This window comes from Microbulbifer sp. ALW1 (assembly GCF_009903625.1).
Lineage (GTDB): Bacteria > Pseudomonadota > Gammaproteobacteria > Pseudomonadales > Cellvibrionaceae > Microbulbifer.
This window is the reverse complement of sequence record NZ_CP047569.1, coordinates 2,938,037-2,959,444: the sequence shown is the minus strand read 5'-3', so window position 1 is coordinate 2,959,444 and position 21,408 is coordinate 2,938,037. Positions and strand designations below refer to the sequence as shown.

The 21,408-nt window shown below is 55.4% G+C and carries 17 protein-coding genes; 13 read left to right on the top strand and 4 right to left on the bottom strand.

All coding sequences use genetic code 11. The features are described from left to right. Position 1: 1 nt before the first annotated feature. The 9 genes from tusB (at position 2) to GRX76_RS12270 (ending at position 9,503) form a co-directional block, all read left to right on the top strand. Positions 2-283: a sulfurtransferase complex subunit TusB gene (gene tusB, locus GRX76_RS12310; protein ID WP_160153589.1), complete on the top strand. Its 282-nt coding sequence runs from the start codon at positions 2-4 to the stop codon at positions 281-283. A gap of 7 nt (positions 284-290) precedes the next feature. Further along, positions 291-626 (top strand): TusE/DsrC/DsvC family sulfur relay protein, encoded by a 336-nt coding sequence (locus GRX76_RS12305; RefSeq protein ID WP_160153588.1) that lies wholly within the window; start codon positions 291-293, stop codon positions 624-626. Positions 627-1,059: 433 nt separating this feature from the next. Continuing rightward, positions 1,060-3,417, top strand: a complete 2,358-nt coding sequence (locus GRX76_RS12300) for an RND family transporter (protein ID WP_160153587.1) — start codon at positions 1,060-1,062, stop codon at positions 3,415-3,417. Then, positions 3,414-4,403, top strand: a complete 990-nt coding sequence (locus tag GRX76_RS12295) for a fatty acid desaturase (protein ID WP_160153586.1) — start codon at positions 3,414-3,416, stop codon at positions 4,401-4,403. The genes GRX76_RS12300 and GRX76_RS12295 overlap by 4 nt, the downstream gene beginning before the upstream one ends. 7 nt (positions 4,404-4,410) lie before the next feature. Then, positions 4,411-4,851, top strand: a complete 441-nt coding sequence (locus GRX76_RS12290) for an SRPBCC family protein (protein ID WP_160153585.1) — start codon at positions 4,411-4,413, stop codon at positions 4,849-4,851. 815 nt (positions 4,852-5,666) lie between these two features. Then, positions 5,667-7,202: a 3-oxoacyl-[acyl-carrier-protein] synthase III C-terminal domain-containing protein gene (locus tag GRX76_RS12285; RefSeq protein WP_160153584.1), complete on the top strand. Its 1,536-nt coding sequence runs from the start codon at positions 5,667-5,669 to the stop codon at positions 7,200-7,202. Positions 7,203-7,235: 33 nt separating this feature from the next. After that, positions 7,236-7,406, top strand: a complete 171-nt coding sequence (locus GRX76_RS12280; RefSeq protein WP_160153583.1) for a rubredoxin — start codon at positions 7,236-7,238, stop codon at positions 7,404-7,406. A gap of 24 nt (positions 7,407-7,430) precedes the next feature. Beyond that, positions 7,431-8,282, top strand: coding sequence for an outer membrane lipoprotein-sorting protein (locus GRX76_RS12275; RefSeq protein ID WP_201276806.1), 852 nt, complete (start codon positions 7,431-7,433; stop codon positions 8,280-8,282). 3 nt (positions 8,283-8,285) lie between these two features. Continuing rightward, the gene (locus tag GRX76_RS12270) at positions 8,286-9,503 is read left to right on the top strand and encodes a hypothetical protein (RefSeq protein ID WP_160153582.1); all 1,218 of its coding nucleotides are present in this window, start codon (positions 8,286-8,288) and stop codon (positions 9,501-9,503) included. A gap of 24 nt (positions 9,504-9,527) precedes the next feature. On the opposite strand, the gene GRX76_RS12265 is transcribed toward GRX76_RS12270, so the two are convergent. Continuing rightward, a complete protein-coding gene (locus GRX76_RS12265; protein ID WP_160153581.1) occupies positions 9,528-9,935 on the bottom strand; it encodes a secondary thiamine-phosphate synthase enzyme YjbQ in 408 nt (135 codons plus the stop codon). Between the two features lie 129 nt (positions 9,936-10,064). On the opposite strand from GRX76_RS12265, the gene trmA reads away from it, so the two are divergent. Beyond that, positions 10,065-11,153 (top strand): tRNA (uridine(54)-C5)-methyltransferase TrmA, encoded by a 1,089-nt coding sequence (trmA, locus tag GRX76_RS12260; protein ID WP_160153580.1) that lies wholly within the window; start codon positions 10,065-10,067, stop codon positions 11,151-11,153. Between the two features lie 32 nt (positions 11,154-11,185). Here the strand turns inward: trmA and GRX76_RS12255 are convergent, their stop codons facing one another. Genes GRX76_RS12255 through rmuC form a run of 3 tightly spaced genes read right to left on the bottom strand, consistent with a single transcriptional unit; the run spans position 11,186 to position 13,992 of the window. Continuing rightward, positions 11,186-11,662 (bottom strand): DUF2489 domain-containing protein, encoded by a 477-nt coding sequence (locus tag GRX76_RS12255; RefSeq protein ID WP_236250344.1) that lies wholly within the window; start codon positions 11,660-11,662, stop codon positions 11,186-11,188. After that, positions 11,659-12,594: an AEC family transporter gene (locus GRX76_RS12250; RefSeq protein ID WP_160153579.1), complete on the bottom strand. Its 936-nt coding sequence runs from the start codon at positions 12,592-12,594 to the stop codon at positions 11,659-11,661. Before GRX76_RS12250 ends, GRX76_RS12255 begins: the two co-directional genes overlap by 4 nt. A gap of 3 nt (positions 12,595-12,597) precedes the next feature. Beyond that, complete coding sequence (gene rmuC, locus GRX76_RS12245; protein ID WP_160153578.1) at positions 12,598-13,992, bottom strand: DNA recombination protein RmuC; 1,395 nt, start codon at positions 13,990-13,992, stop codon at positions 12,598-12,600. Between the two features lie 163 nt (positions 13,993-14,155). Between rmuC and murI the strand changes: the two genes are divergently transcribed. From murI to GRX76_RS12230, 3 genes are all read left to right on the top strand, one after another. Then, positions 14,156-14,980, top strand: a complete 825-nt coding sequence (gene murI, locus GRX76_RS12240; protein WP_160153577.1) for a glutamate racemase — start codon at positions 14,156-14,158, stop codon at positions 14,978-14,980. Between the two features lie 107 nt (positions 14,981-15,087). Continuing rightward, positions 15,088-17,814 (top strand): PD-(D/E)XK nuclease family protein, encoded by a 2,727-nt coding sequence (locus GRX76_RS12235; RefSeq protein WP_160153576.1) that lies wholly within the window; start codon positions 15,088-15,090, stop codon positions 17,812-17,814. Further along, positions 17,811-21,296: an exodeoxyribonuclease V subunit beta gene (locus tag GRX76_RS12230; protein ID WP_160153575.1), complete on the top strand. Its 3,486-nt coding sequence runs from the start codon at positions 17,811-17,813 to the stop codon at positions 21,294-21,296. Before GRX76_RS12235 ends, GRX76_RS12230 begins: the two co-directional genes overlap by 4 nt. Positions 21,297-21,408: the final 112 nt, after the last annotated feature.

Sequence of the window (21,408 nt, the reverse complement as noted above, 5' to 3'; positions counted from 1 at the left end):
AATGACATTACATATCGTTAACCAGTCACCTTTTGCCGGAAGTGCACTCCAGGACTGCCTTTCCGCCTGCATAAATGGCGATGCGCTGTTACTTATTGAAGACGCGGTCTACGCAGCCCATGACCCGGCACTGGTACAGCGAATGAGCGGCGCCGTGTACTGCCTGAAGTCCGATGCGATCGCCCGCGGGGTATCCGTCGATCCCGCAATCCAAACGATTGATGAAGCCCAATGGGTTAACCTCTGCACCCAAAATAACCCCATCGTCAGTTGGTTCCGGTAAGTCCAAAATGAATAGTTTTATAATTGAAGGCCGAGAAATCCCCGTGGATAAAGAGGGCTTCCTCCGCAATCTGGCTGACTGGAGCCCGGAAGTTGCGAAAGCCCTCGCGGCACAGGAGAATATCGAGCTAACAGACGATCACTGGGATGTCATCCACCTGTTACAGGCATTTTACAAAGAATTTGAACTATCACCGGCCATGCGACCGCTGGTGAAATATGTCGGGCAACACCTGGGAGCCGAGAAAGGCAACAGTATTTTTTTGATGCAATTGTTCCCCCCGAGCCCCGCAAAAATTGGCAGTAAACTGGCCGGACTGCCCAAACCTACCAATTGTCTATAACTGCCATTTTCGATCCAGCTCCAATCCACTCCAACTCAATTCAACCCAACCTAATCCAATCTCATACACAGAGTACTGCTGAGAGCAGTACTCTCGTGCCAAAAAATCCTGCCTGAATTACATCAGAATTACATTTAAGTTACTTTAAAAATAACTGGTACTGCAGCATCAACTAACGAAAAAGAAGAGCACTAAAGTACTAATTAATTCGATAAAAATTACGAATCGCCCGCAAAACAACAATGAAATAAATTTTTCCGAAAACGATAAAAGCTTTGCGATTGACAATGCATTTTTGCACTCATAGTATTCGCGCGAATTTATAGGCACCACAAAAAATAAAGAGTATTTCTTTACAGAATTCTTAACATTTTTATACATCGCGCAACATAAATTGGGTACAAAAGTCCCAAGAACCAAAAGGACAGGGTTCATGAAAGGCTATGTTTTCTGGCTTAGCGCCAATCGTGGCAAAGTACTGCTTATCGCGTCCTGCCTTTTCATCGTGGCAATTTCAGGTGCCCTAAACCTGAAATTCAGTACGGATTTCCGTGTCTACCTTTCTGCGGACCATCCTGACGTACAGCAAATCGATCTGGTCGAAAGAAAATACACCAAGAACGAAACACTCTTTGTTGGAATCAGTCCGACCAGTGACAGCGCCTATTCAGAAAAAACACTGACTCTCGTTGCAGAACTCACCAGAGCACTATGGCAAACCCCCTATGCCAGGAGGGTGGACTCCCTAACAAACTTCCAGTACAGCCATGCGCAAGACGATGACATTTTTGTCAGAAACCTGTACAAGCCCCAAAACAATAGCGCCTCGCAAAGCACGATTAATGAGAAAGTTCGCGAGATTGCTCAGACGGAGCCACTCATAAAGAATTTTCTAGCCGGGGAAGATGGGCGTGCACTGGGTATTCAAATTACCCTTCAGCTCAGCGACCAGCTCGATCGAAGAATGCAACAAACACCGGAAGCCGTCACCTTCGTGCGGAACCTGATTGAGCGCACCCAGGCTAAACACCCGGATTACGAATACTTTCTCGCGGGCTCTGTGTTGATGAATCAGGTCATGGGGGAAGCCGCACTACAGGACACGCTATACCTGGTTCCCTTCGGGTATCTGGTGATTATCCTACTGATGGCATTCCTGATGCGTAGCTTTATCGGTATCGCCCTGACATTGGGGACCGCAACACTCAGCAATGGCTTTGTATTCGGGATCATCGGATGGACAGATCCAATTCTGGCACCTGTTGCTGGCTTTGTCCCCAATGCCATTCTCGTTATCGCAGTCGCTGACTGTATTCACCTGCTGACCACCTACTACGCAAAACTCTCGAGTGGTGAATCGGTCGAAGAATCACTTGCCAGCGCGCTATCGCGAAATTTCAACGCAATCACACTGACCTCAATCACAACCATTATCGGCTTTCTATGCCTGAATTTTAACGAGTCCCCACCCTATCGGGACTTGGGAAATATGATCGCCCTAGGCTGCCTGTTCGCCTATGTGATTTCAGTCGTAATCGTCCCAGCGCTGTTACTATCCCTGCCTATATCGCGCCAACCCCGCGCGCCGACCTTAACGCAGTTTATGCCGCGGCTCTCAGCCCATATTGTCCGCCGTAGTAATCCATACTTCTTTCTCGGTTGTGCAGCGCTCGGTGTATTCTGCTATCTGGCCACGTACAATCAGTTCGAAGATAACTGGAATAATTACTTCGACCATTCGTTCCAACTCAGGCAGGATTCGGATGCTATCAACCGCGATTTAACCGGGCTACACCGGGTGGACTTCGATATCGAAGTCTCAGGCACCAGTTCGGCAACGATCACGTCGGTTGAGTATCTCCAGTTTGTCAGCCAGTTTTCCGAATGGCTTAGAACACAAGCCGAGGTACGTTACGTATCCGCAATACCGGACACCATTGCACGTCTCAACAAGAACATGCATGGCGACGATATTACCCAATTGAAACTCCCTGATTCTGACAATCTCAGTGCGCAGTACCTGTTGCTCTATGAAATGTCGCTACCTTACGGGCTGGATCTCACCAACCAGGTGGCCTTTGACAAGCGCGCCTCGCGCGTAACCGCCATTCTGGACAAATCAACCTCTGAGCAGCTGCTAACATTTTCAGCCCGTGCACAGACATGGTCGCGCCAAAACGGTCCGGACAGTGTGCAGGTATCCAACCCCGTAGGCCTGGATGTGGCGTTTGCCAATCTTTCCCGCTCGAATATCAAAAGCATGCTGTGGGGAACCGCCCTTGCATTTACCCTGATCTCCCTGCTCATTGGTATTACATTCCGCTCCTTTATCTACGGTTTCATCAGTATCTTTTCCAATGTCACTCCCGCCATTGTGGCTCTGGGTATCTGGGCGGTTACGGCTTCCACCATCGGGCTTGCCACCTCTGCGGTCATTTCGATGGCAATTGGCATCATCGTTGACGACACCATTCATTTTCTCAGCAAGTACCGATACGCACGTAATGCACTCAATTATTCACCGGAAGCGTCCATCGAGTATGCACATCGGGATGCCGGCACTGCGATCCTGACAACATCCATTATTCTCGCTGCCGGTTTTCTGGTGCTGGGACTATCACCTTTCGAGCCTACCTCGCAAATGGGAAATCTACTGGCTCTGACTATTGTGACGGCGCTTGTCATCGACCTGGTGTTCCTGCCCTGCCTGCTCCTCAAGCTGGATCCGCAAAAGAAGCCAAAGCCTTCACAAGCCTCCCAGAACGAATCACTCGCCGGAGAAGCATCTTGAAGATCAACACTTACTCCAAGCTTCGGGAAGAACTGCATCGCCGGGGACTGTTCACACAGAACAGCTCCCTCTCAGCCGCACTGCTTGTAATGGAGCCGGCCATTTGCGCGGGCTCAATCTACTTTCTGTGCAGATCGGAGATCCTCAGCGTTTCCTATCTATTCTGGTTAGCCGTAGCTGGCATCTCCATGTTCCGCTGTTTTTCCCTGCTGCACGAATGCGGTCATCGCGCCATGTTTCGCAGCCAGCGGAGCAACACACTGGCCGGCTACTTTTTGAGCGCCTTCTGCCTGGTGCCTTTTACACCCTGGCGAGAATTACACCTGCAACACCACAAATGGGTGGGCGTGATCGACCGGGATCCAACCCAGGCAGGGCTTCTCAAGCTACGAGAGGCATCCTTCCTAAAACGGCAGGCATTTCGCTGGGTTTGGTGGTTTTGTGTTCCCATCCCCTCAATTCAATTGATTTTCTCAGTGTTCTGGCTGCACCCGTTCAAAAAAAGTACCACCCGAAAGAGTCGAAACAGCGGACTGCTATCTCTAGTAGTGTGCCTTGTCCCCCAAGTCACACTGGGACTTACAATGGGCATGTCAAACTGGTTGAGCTACATCCTTCCAGCCATCATCTTCTACTTTTTCTGGTTTGAAGCCATTAACTTCACCCACCACTCCGGCATTTTTCCTTTCACATCGAAAACTCGGTCGACGCCTATACCATTGCATGAGCAGGACAGCGTTTCCAGAACCTCCTCTTTTTCAAAATTGCTCTCAACGGTGCTGGCATACAACTTCAACTTTCACACAGAGCACCACTACTTTCCTACGGTCCCATGGCACAACCTGCCCGAAGTGTATTCACTCGTTCAGGCATCCGGGGATCTCGGCACTTATGAAGACGTCCCCATGCTGGGGTTTTCTGCCAAGCTACGACTTTCAGACCCCGTAAAAATCTACATTGATCCGGTAAAGAACCTACAGGTGTAAGCAAACTATGAAACTCGAGTTTGAAAGTATTATCGATCGCCCCGTAGAGGAAGTCTTTGAATTCTGTGCATCCAGAGCCGGATTCCTGTCGCATTTCCCCTATAGAACAAACTGGATTTCCGGGCCGGAATACTGGCATAGCTGTGGCGAGCGATTACGCTTTGTTTTCTATATGTTCGGGCTTCCTTTCACTTATGAAGCAGAAATCACTGAATTTGAACCCAATAGCCACTTCGTCGATGAAATGCGAAAAGGGCCTTATAAGTATTTCCGCCATGAACATCATTTTGAGGATTTGGGTGGAAAAACCCGATACCGCGATGTACTCGAATTTTCCGGGGGGTTTCTTGGCCTTGCAGACCCCTTCATTTGCTCACCGATAACAAAAAGCACCTTTGCAAAGCGCCATGCGCTTATGAAAAGAGAACTTTCCCCCAGCAATCCCTGAGGAAAACATGATCAAGGACGTTCAATGTAGCTCAGCAACCATCGAAGAACGGAAGGATATACTTTCGATCTTTGGACAATCTTTTGTATCCTCAGATCCAGAAGCTCATATCGAATCCTACCTTCGGTCTGTGGAATGCGTTCTTATTTATTACCATTTAGGAAACGCAAGCGCATTTTTGTTCTACCAGAAAAAATGTACTAATGGATTCCAGGTCCTCCACTTTAGCCTCAGCGGGAAAACCGACAAAAGTCCCCGTGGGGTACAGCGAAAACTCGGAAGCTACTTATATTTTCGCTACCTTTTCCAATGGACCAAGTTGTTCACGACCAGTGCACTCTGCACCGTATCAAATAACCCCAGAAGCTATCTGAACATGCGCGCCATCGCACCCAGAATATTTCCGGACATACTAAACCCGACGAAATCATTCCCCAATAGAGCGCTATACCGAAAAACTGCTGAAAACCTCAACCTGAACAACCTACAGGATAACGGGCTTATACCCGGTCGCTGCCAGAACCTTGGGTTTCGTATACGCAATGATCAGACATCCCTTCAGTCGCTCGATAGTCGCGGGCTCAAGATCATGGAGTACCTGAATAGCGACGCGGATAATGGCGTGTTTGTCATGGTTTGCGTGAGACCTTGGATCGATATTCCACTGACAGTCATCAATCAGCTCCGGAAGTCCATCCTGAAATTTCTACGGATAAACCCCAAGCATCATTACCAATCACCGGCGTGATGGGGGAAGAAGCCGTACCAATAACCAATTCTATATATTGCAAACCCGAATATTCACGGAAAGAATCATGGGAAACAGAAAAGTCAAATTAGTCGACTTCCATTGTTCGGATTATGGAATACCGATTACCAACGAAAAGCTTTATGAAAAGCTCGAACAGTGTACGCGCAACGGACTCGACAACGAGTCGCGCGAACTCTACAGAAAGCTCCTTCTGGAAAGCCCACAACGCGTTCGGCACTTGAGTCACGATATTGAAGTACTTTCTCGCACCAACTGCCGGGAACAACGCCTGGCGCTATACGAGAAAACCATTCGCAGCCTGATGACTGACGCCATCAATGGTCTTTTCAAGAAAACCGGAAAATCCGCCAAAGACATCGATTTTATTGTTGTCACCAGTAGCGTCGGGAAAACCATGCCCAGTGCGGCAAGTATCGTCGCCAGTGCATTTTCATTCCCCTCCCATGCGGTCACCCTGAACCTTGGCGACATGGCCTGTTCCAGTGGGCTGGCTGCACTGGATGCAGGTATTCGCTTCCTGAGATCAGAAAATCGGCCGGCACGCTGCCTGGTGATCGCCCTGGAGGCTGTCAGCAATTTGTTTAATCAATCTCAGGATGGTGTCATACCAAATGTGGTATTTGGAGAGGGCTGCGCAGCGCTGCTTATCAGCACCTACCGGGAGCCCGCACTTTACGGTATTGACGAGAGCGTGCGCACCATCAGCTCAGGAAACCAGGAATTTGAGGCCATTCGCTACATTGAGGGGAGCGGCGGTCCCGCCATACGGCTGTCAAGAACCTTACCGAAAGTTGCTGCCCGGGGCATTGAACAAAACCTGAGGATCCTGGTTCCCAAGATCGCCTCAACCAGCGAGAAAATTCATTACGCCGTCACAAAGAAAGTCCCAGACTGGCAAAGTAAAATCGATTACTGGGCCCTGCATCCAGGTGGCACCGCAGTGCTGTCGGGGCTGGCAAAAAGCCTGAAGCTGTCCAAAGGAGATTTGGCGTTCAGTTTTCGCGTCTTCGAGCAACGCTCAAATATGAGTTCGCCCTCCATTTTCTACGTACTGGATGAAATTGAGAAGACAGGGCCCAAAACCGGCAAACGTGTATTCATGATGAGTTTCGGTTCCGGGTTTAAAGTCAATTCCATGATCCTGACACGTATTGCACGCGGTGCACCCCAGCCGACGACCGCATTAAAAATACTCCGCGATGGAGATTGCCTGAAAATCAATCTTCCCAACCAGGCGGAGAGCAGTCCGCAAAACCAGAATTTCAGCGGTCTTGGGTACACGCAAGAGGATGATCCGGCACTTGCGGTAAAACAGCTGTGGAAGCACACGCTGGGAGTCGATCGAATAATCGTCTCTCCCTGTGTCTTGCCACTGCTCGCAAACGACAAAATCCTTCGATTCATTCGTGAAAGTTATCGCCTGCTGCTTCCCGGTGGCAGCGTGGAAGTACCGAGCAAGAGCGATCACGACAAGACGTCTACGGAAAATTTAGCGTTTTTCGCCAAGCTGAAATCCGAGATTCAATCTGTTTCCGCAGATTTTAATTCCGAAGCACGCAAAATCTCAGTCGGTGCTTGAAAGTAAGCAGTACCGCCGTCAAAAGGACGAACTATGAATCAGCGTAAGTTTATGTGCATTTTGTGTGGATTTGTGTACGACGAGAAATTGGGGCGACCTGAAGAGGGCATTCCAGCAGGTACCGCATGGCAGGATGTCCCGGAAAGCTGGACATGCCCGGATTGTGGCATGTCGAAAGGCGACTTTGATATGACCGAAATCTAGAAAGGAATAAGGAAGAACCTAACCATGTTGAACTTAACTACGCGCTTGCGCTCAAGACAGAACACGTCGTCCATGGGGGCCGGTATGGTCAACACGCTTGCACGTCTGACATTATTGCTGATCGCAGTTACCCCAGCCTGGGCAGAAACGGTTGCTGACCAGCGGGGCTATCAGATCGCTGAGCGAACGGATCGTTCAGACCGGGGCTTCCATTCCAGTATTGCCGATCTCACCATGGTGCTCCGCGACGCGTCTGGAAATGAGTCAACAAGAGCGCTCACCATACAAACCTTAGAAGTGAGTGATCCCCTACTGGGCGACAAGAGCCTGATTCTCTTCAATACGCCCGCCGACGTTCGCGGTACCGCATTACTGTCCCATTCGCGGATTTTAGAGCCAGACGACCAGTGGCTGTATTTACCCGCACTCCGTCGCGAAAAGCGTATCAGCTCTGCCAATAAATCCGGCCCATTTGTCGGCAGTGAATTTGCATTCGAAGACTTTACTGCGCAGGCACTCGAAAAGTACGAATATCAGTATTTGCGGTCGGAGCCGTGCGGCGAATTTGTCTGCGACGTCGTAGAACGACGCCCCAAGTATGCAGAGTCTGGTTACACCCGCCAAATTTCCTGGACAGATCAAAACCGCAGCCAGATGGTGAAAGTCGAATTTTACGACCGCCGTGACACTCTGCTAAAAACGCTGGAGATGGAAGATTATCGACAGTACGAGGGCAAATTCTGGCGAGCGCACCGTTTGACAATGGTCAATCACTTGACAGGTCGCAGCACCGATTTGGTGTACTCGGACTATCGTTTCGACACCGAATTCAGTGACCGGGATTTTGAAAAATCCGTACTTCGCAGGATTCGTTAGATCATGGCTTTGACTAAGACCGCTTCACGCTATGACGCCACTGCCCTGCGAAGTGCCCTGCTGAGCGCCCTGCTGAGTATCCCGGTGTCAGCCAGCTCGGCGGAAGTCAGTGCAGAAGGCGGCATAGACATGCGCAACTTCTTTGCGTCACCGGCATTTGACCGCCAACGAGATACGAATCCGCTGTCCGTACATGTTTCGACGGTGATTCGTGCAGACCACAACGAAAATCAGTTTACCGCCATTCCCTATTATCGCCATGATTACGTGGACCCCGAGAGGACCCACAGTGATCTCCGCGAATTGAGCTGGCGCCGTACCGCGTCTGACTGGGAACTTTTACTTGGCATTGGAAAGGTATTCTGGGGAGTCGCCGAGTCCCATCATCTGGTGGACATCATCAACCAGACGGACACCGTCGAAGACCCCGATGGTGAGTCCAAGCTGGGCCAGCCTCTCGCCAATTTAACGCTGTTTCGAGATTGGGGCACCCTGGAACTCTATGCACTGCCCTACTTTCGCGAGCGCAGTTTTCCCGGGGTTGAAGGTCGCCTTGGTTTTGCACTCCCGGTGGACGCCGGCTCCCCCCGTTACGCGGACTCCCGAGAGCGAAACCATCTGGACACTGCTCTGCGTTACAGTCATTACTTTAATGGCTGGGATCTGGGTGTTTCCTGGTTTAGTGGAACCGATCGGGAAGCGGCACTGATTCCAGACATGACCACCAGTGTACTGCATCCCTACTACCAGCAAATCGAGCAGTTAAGCCTCGACCTGCAATACACGCAAAACGCCTGGCTATGGAAGCTGGAAACCCTGTACCGCCGTGGCTATAGCAAAGATATGCACGCCCTGGTTGGCGGACTGGAGTATTCGAACTACCAATTCATGGGACACAGGGGGGATCTCGGGTTAATCCTTGAATACCTGTATGACAACAGAGACATCACGGATCCACTCACACCGGTTTCCGCATTTAACAATGACATTTTTATGGGGCTGCGCTATGCCCTGAACGACCGCCAGGACACTTCGGTTCTGGTAGGCACTATTTGGGATCCAGACAGCGGTGAGACGCTGTTTTCACTGGAAGCAGATCGTCGCCTGGGGCAAAACCTGACATTTGCAGTGAAAGGCCGCACTTTTTCGGGCGGCGGCGGTGTCTTGAACAGTTTCAGGAGCGATGACTACCTGGAGTTACAGTTGAAGGTCCACTACTGAGCCCGGAAAGCACTCTGAACCTCCTCAGGCCTGCACAATCACCCGCCGCTTCCCGCGGTGATGGCGGTGCTCCCACAGGTAGATACCCTGCCAAGTGCCCAGCAGCAGCCGGCCGTCCTCCATGGGGATACTCAGGCTGCAGGCGGTCAGCGACGCCTTGATATGTGCCGGCATATCATCTGGCCCTTCCAGGGTATGGGTGTACAGGGGGTCATTCTCCGGCACCAGGCGGTTCAGCCAGTTCTCAAGATCCACCCGCGCACTGGGGTCCGCATTCTCCTGAATTAGCAGGCTGGCCGAGGTGTGCTGGATAAACAGGGTGCACAGCCCACTTCCAAAGAGGTTCTGACTGGCCAGCCAGTGGTTCACCTCATCGGTAAATTCGTGCAGTCCCTGCCCGTTCACTACTATTTCCAGCTTTCCCAGTGCCATTTCACTCTTCCTCACTCATCAAATCACAACCGTTTATCTGGAGGCTGCATCCGCTATAATCCGCGCCCCTACCCCCAATGATCGCGCGCCCTAATCCGGTCGCCCCCTGTAACAGAAACGGCTCAGCACATGGCTCTTCACCGCGTAAATACCGACGACTACCAGCAACAACTGGATCAAAAGGTGGCCCGCCTGCAGCAGGCCTATGCGCCTTTTACCGAGCTGACCCCGGAGGTATTCCCCTCCCCGCCCAGCCACTACCGCCTGCGCGCGGAGTTCAAAATGTGGCAGGAAGGCGGCCGGGTGGATTACGCCATGTACAAACAGGGCGAGTACAAAAAGCCGTTTGTTATCGAGGAGTTTACCGTCGGCTCCGAGCGGATCAACGTATTGATGCCGCCATTGCTAGACGCCATTAACAACAGTGAGCTTCTGCGAAAGCGCCTGTTCTGCACCGAATTCCTGACAACCCTGAGCGGCGATGCGTTGATCACGCTGATCTACCACAAACCGCTGGGTGAAGAATGGGAAAACGAGGCGCGCACGCTGCAGGAGAAACTGGGCGTGCCGATCCTGGGTCGCTCACGGAAGCAGAAACTGGTGCTCGACCGGGATTACGTGATCGAAAAACTGGAGATCGACGGCAAAAGCTACCAGTACAAACAGGTAGAAGGCAGCTTTACCCAGCCGAATGGTGACATCTGCCGCTCAATGATTCAGTGGGCCAAAAGCTGCTGCGAAAATGCCGAGGGCGATTTACTGGAGCTCTACTGCGGCAATGGCAACTTCACCATTCCCCTGGCGGAGCATTTCGACAAGGCGCTGGCCACCGAAATTTCCAAAGTTTCCGTTAACGCTGCACAGGAAAATATCGCGGCAAACGGAATAGAAAACTTGCACATCCTGCGCCTGTCTGCGGAGGAGTTCACCCAGGCCATCGACAAGGTCCGTCCCTTTCGCCGCCTGAAAGATTTTGATCTCGACAGTTACGACTTCTCAACCGTACTGGTGGACCCACCCAGAGCCGGTCTGGATGCCGATACCTGCGCAATGATCGCCCGCTTCCCAAAAATTCTGTATATCTCCTGCAACCCGCAAACGCAGCTGGAGAACCTGGAAGAACTGACCAAAACCCACCGCATTGAGCGCTTTGCGATTTTTGACCAGTTCCCCTATACGGATCACACCGAATCCGCCGTGCTTTTGGTTAAAAAGTAAAAGTCAAAAAACGAACTTTTAAAAACCAACTTTTAGAAGTTGCGGCCAAGAATCCGCTTGGCTGCATCCAGTGCGAAATCCCGGTAATCGTCTTCCACCCGCGCCATTTCCTTTTCAAACGCAAATTTTTCCTTGCGCGAAAGCTTCTTCCAGTCCTCAAGGATCGGGATGTGGCTGGTTTTATCCGCAACCTGGTAAAACGCCACAAACTCCTCTTTCACTGCCGGCTCAACCTGCAGGGAATCCAGCAGCACACGAATCCGCAGTGAGGCTTCGGTCAGGCCCACCCCGTCATCGAGCAGGGTTTTGGCGATGATCTGAATACTGGTGTTCACCCGATCCCGCTGCGCATCCGCTGCCGCTTCCAGCTCCGCCAGCTGCGCCTTTTGCCGCTTTTGCGCCTTGCGTAGTTCCAGGCAGTAGTAAGTCGCAATCGCGGAAAGGGTAAAAATAATCAGTCCGGCGATTACCAGAATCCAGACAGGTACTTCGGTCATGGGTTCGGTCATGGAAAAGATACCTTCAACAACGCCAGCCCCAGGCTGGCGGTAACAATCGAAAACAGGGTGCTGAGCGCAACGATATTCGCCGCCAACTGGCTATTGCCACCCAGTGCGCGCGCCATGATAAAGGACGCAGACGCCGTAGGCGTAGCGGCGAGTAAAAACAGAATCGCCATCGCCTGCCCATCCAGCTGAAACAGCCAACCAACCCCCAGCAATACCAGCGGCACGATCAGCAATTTAAAACCGCTGGCGGCAAAGGCGCCAAAAGAACTGCGCCGGAGCATGCTGAGATCCAGGCTGGCACCGATACACAACAGTGCCAGTGGCAGGGTCACCGAGGCAAGATACTCACCGGTCTGCACCAGCATCTGCGGCAATTTGAGCCCTACTGCCTTGGCCACCAGCGCCAGTACGATGGCGACAATCAGCGGGTTGCGGGCAATGTCTTTTGCCAGTTTTAACCAGCTGAACTGGGCTTTCTGGCTGTACACCGCAAACAGTGCAACCGCCGCGGCGTTGTAGAAAATAGTGATAACCGCCATCAGCAGCGCCGCCTGTGCCAGCCCACCAGGGCCGTAAGCATTGGCCGCCCATGCCAGGCCGATAATCCCCAGGTTGCCGCGGAAAGCTCCCTGGATAAAGGCACTGCGGTCGCCGTGTTCGAGAGAGCGCGCCGTCAACCAGGCCAGTGGCACGGTGAGCACAGTACCGATCAGCCCTGCCGCCAGTAGCGGCCACTCATCAGTGACACGGGCATCGGACCCGAAAATATTGAAAAACAACAGCGCCGGCAGCGTTACCAGAAAGACCAGCTTCGAGGCGTCGTCCACAAAGGACTCACTCAGCAAACCTTTTCTCGCCAACCCGTACCCCACCAGCAAAGTAAGGAAAATGGGGCCGGTAACCGACAGCGCAAAATTGAAGGTTTCCCACATAGATCAGGTTTCGCTTTCGGCAGTTTCTTCCACCGCGTCCATGTCTCGCTCTGGTGCTGGCAGCTTGTGGCTGTCTTCGGCGCTTTCGCGCAGATCCGCGGCGATTTGCTTGCGGGTCTTGGCCCCCAGCTTGCGCAGGCTGTCGATGCGTTTGACCGCATTGCCGCGCCCGGTGGCCAGTCGCTTGTAGGTTTCCTGGTAGGCCTCGTCAGCCTGGCGGATACGGCTGCCCAGGTTGTCGAGGGATTCCAGCACCAGCGCGAACTGGTCGTGGAGCTTGCCCGCCTCATCGGCAATTTTCTCCGCGTTCTTGTTCTGCTTCTCGTAGCGCCAGATATTTTCCACGGTGCGCAGGGTCGCCATCAGGGTAGTCGGGCTGACCAGCACAATCTGGCGCTCATAGGCGAAGCGGAACATTTCCGGATCCGCCTGCATGGCCAGCATATAGGCCGCCTCAATAGGAACAAAAATAAACACGAAGTCGAGGGTGCGCACCCCTTCCAGTTGCTCGTAGGCTTTTTTGTTAAGCCCGGTGATATGCGCGCGGAGTGAGTTCACATGCTGTTTCAGTGCCGCAGTGCGCTCCTCGTCGGTCTCGGCGGAGGCATAGCGCTCGTAATCCACCAGAGAGACCTTGGAATCGATAATCAGGTCTTTGTTTTCCGGCAGACGCACGATCACATCCGGTTGGCGGCGACGACCGTCGCTGGTGAAGCTCACCTGGGTTTCGTACTCGCGGCCCTTCTGCAGGCCGGACTCTTCCAGCAAGCGCTCCAGCACTACTTCGCCCCAGTTGCCCTGAATTTTGCGGTCACCCTTGAGCGCGGAGGTGAGGTTGAGCGCCTCGTCACTGATGCGCTGGGTCTGCTCCCGCAGCGCCTTGATCTGGCCCATGAGGCTGTTGCGCTCGGCGTTCTCGCGGTCGTAGACATGCTCCACCCGCTTGCGGAAATCGCCTAACTGGCGCTCCAGCGGGTCCAGGCTCTTGCGCAGGCTGTCTTCGCTGCGGCGCTGGAAGGCCTGCTGTTTCTCTTCGAAGATGCGGTTGGCGAGGTTCTCAAACTGCTGGGTCATACTGGCTCGGGTCTGCTCCAGCTGCTGCTTCTGCTCGGCCAGCGCGGCCTCCCCTTTCTCCACCAGCACCTGATAGCGGGCCAACTGGGTCGATTTGGAGTCCAGCTCTGTGCGCAACTGCTGAACATCCAGCTCATGGCGGGACTCCTGCTCGCGGCTACTTACCAACTGCGCCACCACCACCTGATGCTCCCCCTGTAGCGCCTGCAGCCGCCGGCTTACGGCACCACGGCTGAGCCACGCAGCAAGGCCCACCAAAAACAGTACCAGTGCCGCTGCCAACACCGCTTGCTCAAGTGTGACCTGGAGAGGAAACGAAATCATAGAAAACTCTTAAACTTATTGGGGAAGGCCCGGATAACCCGGCCGCTGCGCTGCGGGCGAAATGACCTGCCAGTCCCGGCGCTGAATGCGGTATTCTTGGCCCGATTTGCAAGCCCCTCCACTATTACTGGGGATGCAGAATTGAGGGAAACAGGTTTTCGTTATGCCCAATGGAAGCGGCCATTCTAACAAGGCCCCCAGCGCATTGATATTCGATTCCGGCGTCGGCGCCATCAGTATTGCCCGCGAGATCCGCCGGCAGATACCCGCGCTCACCCTGCATTTCGGGGTCGACAACGGCTTCTACCCCTACGGCACCAAAAGCGAGGAAGAACTGCGTCCACGCATCGTCGAACAAGCTTCAGCGATGATGGAAGCCACCGGAGCCGATATCCTTGTGGTTGGCTGCAATACCGCCAGTACCCTCGCCCTGCCGCAGCTGCGGGAAACACTTCAGCAACCGGTGGTGGGGGTTGTTCCGGCAATCAAGCCCGCGGCCCAGGAAACCCAGAGCGGCGTCATCGCCCTGATCGCCACCGAGGGCACCGTCAACCGCCGCTATACCCATGAGTTGATCGAGCAATTCGCCAATGACCGACGCGTGATCAATGTACCGGCACCAGAGCTGGTACGTCTGGCAGAGGCGAAGCTCCGCGGAGAGACGATTTCCGCAACGGATCTTGAGCCGGTGCTACAGCGCATATTCCACACTGCCGGTGGCGATAAAGTGGACATTGCGGTGCTCGCATGCACCCACTTTCCGCTACTGCGGGAAGAATTGGATCAGTTCGCTCCCCGCCGCATTCGCTGGCTTGACTCTGGCCCCGCCATCGCCCGGCGTGTGCAGTGGTGGCTGCAGGAACTGAACCTGGCGCTGCCGGAAACTGCGGGTGCCAGCCAGTTACTGAGCAGCGCACCCGATTCAGACCAGCAAATCGCCCTCGCCTTCGCTGAGTTCTCGCCAGCCCAGCAAATGCCAGTCAGTTAACTGTCGATAATTTAGCCCGCCAACGACCGTTGACAGCCTCGCCGCAAACCGCGACTGTTAACCGTCACACCCTACCGCAAAATTTTAAGAATTAGGCTCGCCTTTTCATGCTGCAACCGGCATTCCCCGTCCTGGAAATCCTCGCGCAACTCCCCCCGGGAGGCCTGCTGCTGACCCCAAACAACCGACTTCGCAACCGCTGCCAACAGGTCTACGCCAGCGAACAGCCCGCCGCTTCCAGCTGGACACCGCCGGCGGTCGAGTCCATGCAGGGCTGGCTGGATAAATTGTGGTTCACCCTGCAACAACAGGGCTGGGCACCGGCGATGCGGCAAGTATTGAACAGGGAGCAACGCCAGCTGTTGTGGCAGCGGGCATTTGATGAAGCGCTGGAAAAGGAATTGCTCAACAGCCTGCAGTTGTGCCGCGACGCCGATGGCGCCCTGGCGCAGTTGCTGCAGTGGCAATTGGTGGACGATCTGGAACAGCTGGACAGCGCCATCGAACCGCTACTGGAACAATTCGCACTGTCGTTGAGTGCCAATGAATTCCCGCTGTTTCGCATGATCCGCGCCTTTGCCGATCAACTGCGACAGCACAACGCCATTACGCCGGATCAGCGAGACCAGCGCATACTGCAGGCCTTCAGCGAGGGCGCGCTGCCAAAACTGCCGCAGATCGATACTGCGGGCTTCGCGCAGATATCGCCGCTGTATCATTCCATTATCGAAAGTGCGGCAGAAAATATGATCGATCGCCCGGCAACCAAACGCCAGGCACAGATCACCAGTGCGCCCTGCAGCAATCTTGAAGAAGAGCTTTACCAGGCTGCACGGTGGGCCGCACAAAAACTGGAGGCCAGTACGGCGAACAACAGCCGCGACAGCGTCGGTATTGTGGTCAACAACCTCGGTCAGTGCCGCGCCCAAGTGGAATCTATTTTTGCACGGGTGCTGGAGCCGCAGTTTCTCGACCCGGCACAACCGCGCTACACATTGCCATTCAACTTCTCCGCCGGTACACCGCTGGCGCAGACCCCCATTGGCGCTGCAGCACTGCAACTGCTGGAACTGCTCGCTGACGAATGGGATTACTCCCAGTTAAGGAACCTGCTGTTCAGCCCATTTTGGGGCAATGAGCAAGAACTCTGGCTGCGCAGCGCCCTGTTCCGCCGGCTGCAGAAACTGGAACTGCGCAGGGTGACCGGTGACTCTCTCCGATACTGGGCAGAGCGCGTTACCGAAGAGTTAAAGCTCGAATCTGCCCAACTTCCGCGTCAACTGGAACAGATCGGCGACCGCCAGCGCCGCTGGCAGCGCGCTCCAGCCGAAGTCTGGGCCGCGCGTTTTTCTGAAATTCTCGCCACACTCGGCTGGCCGGGGCAACGCAACCCGGACAGCCAGGAATACCAGCAACTGCTGCACTGGGAGAGCGCGTTGGAAAACTTCGCGACCCTCTCTGCGTTTTCCGGCACCCTGTCCGCATCCCAGGCGCTGCAGCAACTGCGCCAGGTTGCCAGCCGCACCCCCTTCCAGGCGGAAACCCGCGATGGCCCTCTGCAGATTCTCGGCGTACTGGAAGCCGGCGGCCTGGCCTTCGACCACCTGCGTTTGGTTGGCTTTGGTCAGCAACAGTGGCCGACAGCCCCATCGCCCAATCCGCTGCTCCCGATCCAGTGGCAAAAGCACTGGAAAATGCCCCGCGCCAGCGCCGAGCGCGAGCTGGAACTCGCCCGCGAGCTCACCGACGACTTGCTGAATGCCAGCGGCGACATCGTGGTCAGTTACGCATGCGAGGAAGATGGCGTTCATCAGGGGCTGAGCAATCTGTTCGGCGAACGGCAAGAATCTGAAACCTTCGGCAGCGACGGCCTCACCGAGCACAACCAACAACTGGCCAACGCCATCGAATTGGAAAAAGTGGCCGACACCAAACTGCCGCCGTTACTGCCCATCGAGTGCGAACGCGTGCGCGGTGGTGCCTCAGTATTAAAAGCTCAGGCACTCTGCCCGCTCAACGCGCAACTGCGCTACCGCCTCGGCGCCAGCGGTTTTATGGCCCCGAGTATCGGACTCAGTCCCGCGGAGCGCGGCAATGTGGTGCATCAGGTGCTGGCGGAATTCTGGCAGGCCTGCCGCGACTCCACGCGCCTCAATGCGTTGAGCGAAGACGAACGCAACCAACAGATTCAAACCGCCATCGCCAATGCCCTGCGCGACGTCCGCAAAAAGCACGGGCACCTGCCCGCCGGATTCTGGGCAATGGAACAACAGCGGCTGCTGCGACTGATGAACCAGTGGCTGGAATTGGAATCCCAGCGCCCGGCTTTCACCGTCGAAAAAATTGAGTGGGGCCAGCAGGTAACCATTGACGGACTGCAGTTCAACCTGCGACTCGACCGCCTCGATCTGCTCGCTGGCGGCGAACAGCTGGTGATCGACTACAAAACCGGTACCCCCAGCATTAACGAATGGCTGCAGGATCGGATTCGCGAACCGCAGCTGCCGCTCTACGCCCTCTTCCAACCGGAGGCACGTGCCATCGCTTTCGGCCAGGTGCGGACCAGCGATTGCAAATGGAGCGGCTGTGGTGAACTGGAGCAGCCGATTAACGGCATCAAGGCGGTGGCCGACACCCAGAAAGATGCCCCTTACACCACCTGGCAGGATCTCAGCGATTACTGGCAGCGGGGTCTGGAACTGCTTGCTGGAGAGTACCGCGGCGGCGTCGCCTCCCTGCAGTTCGACCGCCCACAGGACAACACCAACCAGAGCGAGCTCTGGCCGCTAAACCGCTGGCCGGAGAGAAACATGGCAGAGCAGGCAGCACAATGAGCGAAGTAGTATCCACCCAGGCCGTCTCGCAACCGGTCGACGCCAGCGCCCGTACCCGCGCCCTCGATATCACCCGCAGTTTCGCGGTCTCTGCCCCGGCGGGCTCCGGCAAAACCGGCCTGCTCACCCAGCGGGTGTTGAAGCTTCTCGCCAGCTGCCAGCAACCGGAAGAAGTGCTGGCGATCACCTTTACCCGCAAAGCCGCGGGCGAAATGCGCGAGCGCTTGATCGAGGCACTGCAAATAGCACGCGACACCCAGAGACCCGACAACCCCCATGACGCCATTACCTGGGATCTCGCCAGCGCATTGCTGGCACGGGACCGCGAACTGAACTGGCAACTGCTGCAAATGCCCCAGCGCTTGCGCATCCAGACGATCGACGGCCTCTGCCGCAGCCTCGCGAGCCAGCTGCCCATCGAAAGCGGACTCGGCGCACCGGGGGAGCCTCTGGAGCAAACCCAGGTCGCATTTGAAATGGCCGTGGTCAATCTGCTCAAGTCCCTGGATGACGACACCGCGGATATTGCGCTGCAACAATTGCTGTTGCACCTGGACAATGATCTCGGCCAGCTCAACAAGCTGCTGCAAATTCTGCTGGAAAAACGCGACCAGTGGCTGGGCCCGCTGCTGAGCGTGGGACAGGAAGGCGCGCAGGATTATTTCCACTTTGCGATCGATGAGCTGGTGGCCGATCGCCTGACGCAACTGGCCGAGTGTCTCGCCATTTACCAGGGAGAACTTCTGGAGCTGGCGGACTTTGCCGGCGCCTATTTGCGCGACAATGCCGTTGCGCATCCTCTGGCGGCCTGCGCCGGAATCGACGAATTGCCCGGTACGGATGCCTGCGCCCTGCCCCTGTGGCTGGCACTGATCAATATGCTGGTCACCGACAAGAATGGCCCGCGCAAACGGGTGGACAAGCGCCACGGTTTCCCCACGGAAAAAGAGTTACCCGGAGCCGACGCCTACAAGCAACGACTCTACACACTGTCTGCAGAACTCAGTGAAAATACCACGGTGACCGAAGCCTTCGACGAGACCCGCAACCTGCCAACGGGGCTACATCAGGAACAGTGGGAACTGCTGCAGGCGCTGGCGCAAGTGCTGCCGCGACTCGTCGCGCAATTGAAACTGGTCTTCCAGCAACTGGGGGCCACCGATTACACCGAGGTGGCGCAGGCCGCATTGATGGCCCTCGGCAACAGCGATGCGCCTACCGACCTGGCGCTAAAACTGGATTTGCAAACCCAACATATTCTGGTGGACGAATTTCAGGACACCTCGCAGATGCAATTGCAGCTGCTGGAAAAACTCACCGCCGGCTGGGAACCCGGTGACGGCCGCACCCTGTTTATCGTCGGCGACGGCATGCAGTCCTGTTACGGATTCCGCAACGCAAACGTGGGTATTTTCCTCGACGCCCGCGCCCGCGGTATCGGCCAGGACGACAATCGGGTTGAGCTGGAACCGCTCGATCTACAGGTGAACTTCCGCTCGGAAGGCGCAGTGGTGGAGTGGGTCAACGATACTTTCCAGCACGCTTTTCCGGCACAAGACAACATCAGCCGCGGTGCCGTGCGCTACCTGCAATCCCACGCATTCAAGAGCACTAAATGGCCCGCCCCTGCGGTCAATTTCTACGGCTGTGTCAACGACGAAACCCGGGACCTGGAAGCCGAACAGGCCGTGCGCCTGGTGCAACAATTACGCGAACAGGACCCCGAGGGCCGAATCGCGATACTGGTGCGCAAGAAAAAACACCTGGGCCGCGTACTGCCCGCACTGAGCGCCGCCGGTATTGCTTTCCAGGCGCCGGATCTGGCGCCACTGGCGAGCAAAATGGTGGTGCTGGATCTGCTCAGCCTTACCCGCGCCCTGCTCGACCCCAGCGACCGTATCGCCTGGCTCTCGGTATTGCGTGCTCCCTGGTGCGGACTGCAGCTACCGGACCTTTTCACGCTGGCAAATTGGGGCAACGGTACTGATAACGATTCAGGCAGCCGGGGGCCCATGGACAGCAGTGCGCGTCCACTGCTACAGGCACTCGCGGAAATCGACGCAATACCGATGCTGAGTGAAGACGCCCGCCAGCGCCTGCATCGCAGCGCCGTACCTTTACTGCAAGCCTGGCAGCAACGCGGCCGCAAACCGTTGCGCACCTGGGTTGAAGGCCTGTGGCTGGCCGTCGGCGGCCCCGCCACCGTGGCCCACAAAAGTGAACTGGACAATGTGCAGGACTTTTTCCAGTTACTGGAAAAATTCGATACCGGCAGCACCATTGCCGACTGGACCCAGTTTTACAACGCACTGGAAAGGCTCTTCGCCCGCCCCGGCCAGGACGCCAGTGTGCAGGTGATGACCATTCACAAATCCAAAGGCCTGGAGTTTGAACACGTACTGATTCCCGGACTCGACCAGGGCGGCAAGCCCGGCGGCGACCAGTTACTACGCTGGGCCGAATGGCTCAACAGCGAAGGTGAGAGCCGTTTTATGCTGGCCCCCAAAAGCGCCCGCGGCGACAGGGACCCGCTATTCGACTACCTGCGACACGACAACAGCGAACGGGAGCGTTTAGAGGGAACCCGCCTGCTCTATGTCGGTTGCACCCGCGCCATCCGCTCCCTGCACCTGCTCGCCTGCGTCAAACGGGATGAAAAGAAAGGCACTCTGAAGGCCCCAGGTGCTGCCGCCCTTTTGGCCAGCATCTGGCCGTCCATTCCCAAGGAGGAAGCAAGTAACTGGTGCCACTGGCCGGAAGCCCCGGAACAGCAAGAGGGAGAATTGCGCAACCGCAAAGACCACGATTATTTGCTGCGCGTCCCGGAATCCTGGCAGAGCCCGGCCATCCCTGACCGGGAATGGCTGGCTCAGTACCGCACACCGGATTACCAGCCAACAGAGACCAGCGAGCCCAACCTCCCCGACATGGGTCAGGTTGCCCTGCGCTGGTTCCGCCACGCCGGCACCGTAGCCCACGAGACCCTGGCCACCCTCAGCGAAAACCCGGCTATGCTGACCAAATCACCGGCCGCGCTGAGTGAACAGCTGCGTCCGCTGTGGAAATTGCGCCTGGCGCAGGCCGGGCTGAGCGGCAGCAACCTGGAGAAAGCACAAGAGAAAGTGGAACAGGCGGTGTTAAACACACTGAACTGTGAAACCGGGCGCTGGTTGCTGGACGCCAGCCACCGCGAGTCCGCCGCAGAGCTGGAATTACACAGCGGCGGCCGCCAGCTGCGACGCAATATCATCGATCGCACGTTTATTGATGAGAACACCAGCACCCGCTGGATCATCGATTACAAAACCGCGGAACCTGTCGCGGGCGAGGCTCTGGATACGTTTATCGAGCAACAGCAGGAAAAGTACCGAGGACAGCTGGAGAACTACCGTCGGCTGTTTTACCAGCGCGGTGAGAGGTCCATCCGCTGTGCCCTCTATTTCCCGCTGCTACAGCAATTGGTGGAACTTCCACCGGATTGACTGCAGGGAAACTTATCCTACACATGGCAGTCGGATCACGACATGGTGCAAATCTATCCCCCGCGGCAGCAAAACGAAATGACAGATATTGCGCTCAAGCACAAAAGCCGTG

What these genes read in the sequence shown, in the direction of transcription:
- trmA (WP_160153580.1), top strand. Translation starts at nt 10,065, where the DNA reads ATGGCTCTTCACCGCGTAAATACCGACGACTACCAGCAACAACTGGAT.
- GRX76_RS12280 (WP_160153583.1), top strand. Translation starts at nt 7,236, where the DNA reads ATGAATCAGCGTAAGTTTATGTGCATTTTGTGTGGATTTGTGTACGAC.
- tusB (WP_160153589.1), top strand. Translation starts at nt 2, where the DNA reads ATGACATTACATATCGTTAACCAGTCACCTTTTGCCGGAAGTGCACTC.
- GRX76_RS12300 (WP_160153587.1), top strand. Translation starts at nt 1,060, where the DNA reads ATGAAAGGCTATGTTTTCTGGCTTAGCGCCAATCGTGGCAAAGTACTG.
- GRX76_RS12290 (WP_160153585.1), top strand. Translation starts at nt 4,411, where the DNA reads ATGAAACTCGAGTTTGAAAGTATTATCGATCGCCCCGTAGAGGAAGTC.
- murI (WP_160153577.1), top strand. Translation starts at nt 14,156, where the DNA reads ATGCCCAATGGAAGCGGCCATTCTAACAAGGCCCCCAGCGCATTGATA.
- GRX76_RS12235 (WP_160153576.1), top strand. Translation starts at nt 15,088, where the DNA reads ATGCTGCAACCGGCATTCCCCGTCCTGGAAATCCTCGCGCAACTCCCC.
- GRX76_RS12275 (WP_201276806.1), top strand. Translation starts at nt 7,431, where the DNA reads ATGTTGAACTTAACTACGCGCTTGCGCTCAAGACAGAACACGTCGTCC.
- GRX76_RS12305 (WP_160153588.1), top strand. Translation starts at nt 291, where the DNA reads ATGAATAGTTTTATAATTGAAGGCCGAGAAATCCCCGTGGATAAAGAG.
- GRX76_RS12250 (WP_160153579.1), bottom strand. Translation starts at nt 12,594, where the DNA reads ATGTGGGAAACCTTCAATTTTGCGCTGTCGGTTACCGGCCCCATTTTC.
- GRX76_RS12255 (WP_236250344.1), bottom strand. Translation starts at nt 11,662, where the DNA reads ATGACCGAACCCATGACCGAAGTACCTGTCTGGATTCTGGTAATCGCC.
- GRX76_RS12230 (WP_160153575.1), top strand. Translation starts at nt 17,811, where the DNA reads ATGAGCGAAGTAGTATCCACCCAGGCCGTCTCGCAACCGGTCGACGCC.
- rmuC (WP_160153578.1), bottom strand. Translation starts at nt 13,992, where the DNA reads ATGATTTCGTTTCCTCTCCAGGTCACACTTGAGCAAGCGGTGTTGGCA.
- GRX76_RS12265 (WP_160153581.1), bottom strand. Translation starts at nt 9,935, where the DNA reads ATGGCACTGGGAAAGCTGGAAATAGTAGTGAACGGGCAGGGACTGCAC.
- GRX76_RS12285 (WP_160153584.1), top strand. Translation starts at nt 5,667, where the DNA reads ATGGGAAACAGAAAAGTCAAATTAGTCGACTTCCATTGTTCGGATTAT.
- GRX76_RS12270 (WP_160153582.1), top strand. Translation starts at nt 8,286, where the DNA reads ATGGCTTTGACTAAGACCGCTTCACGCTATGACGCCACTGCCCTGCGA.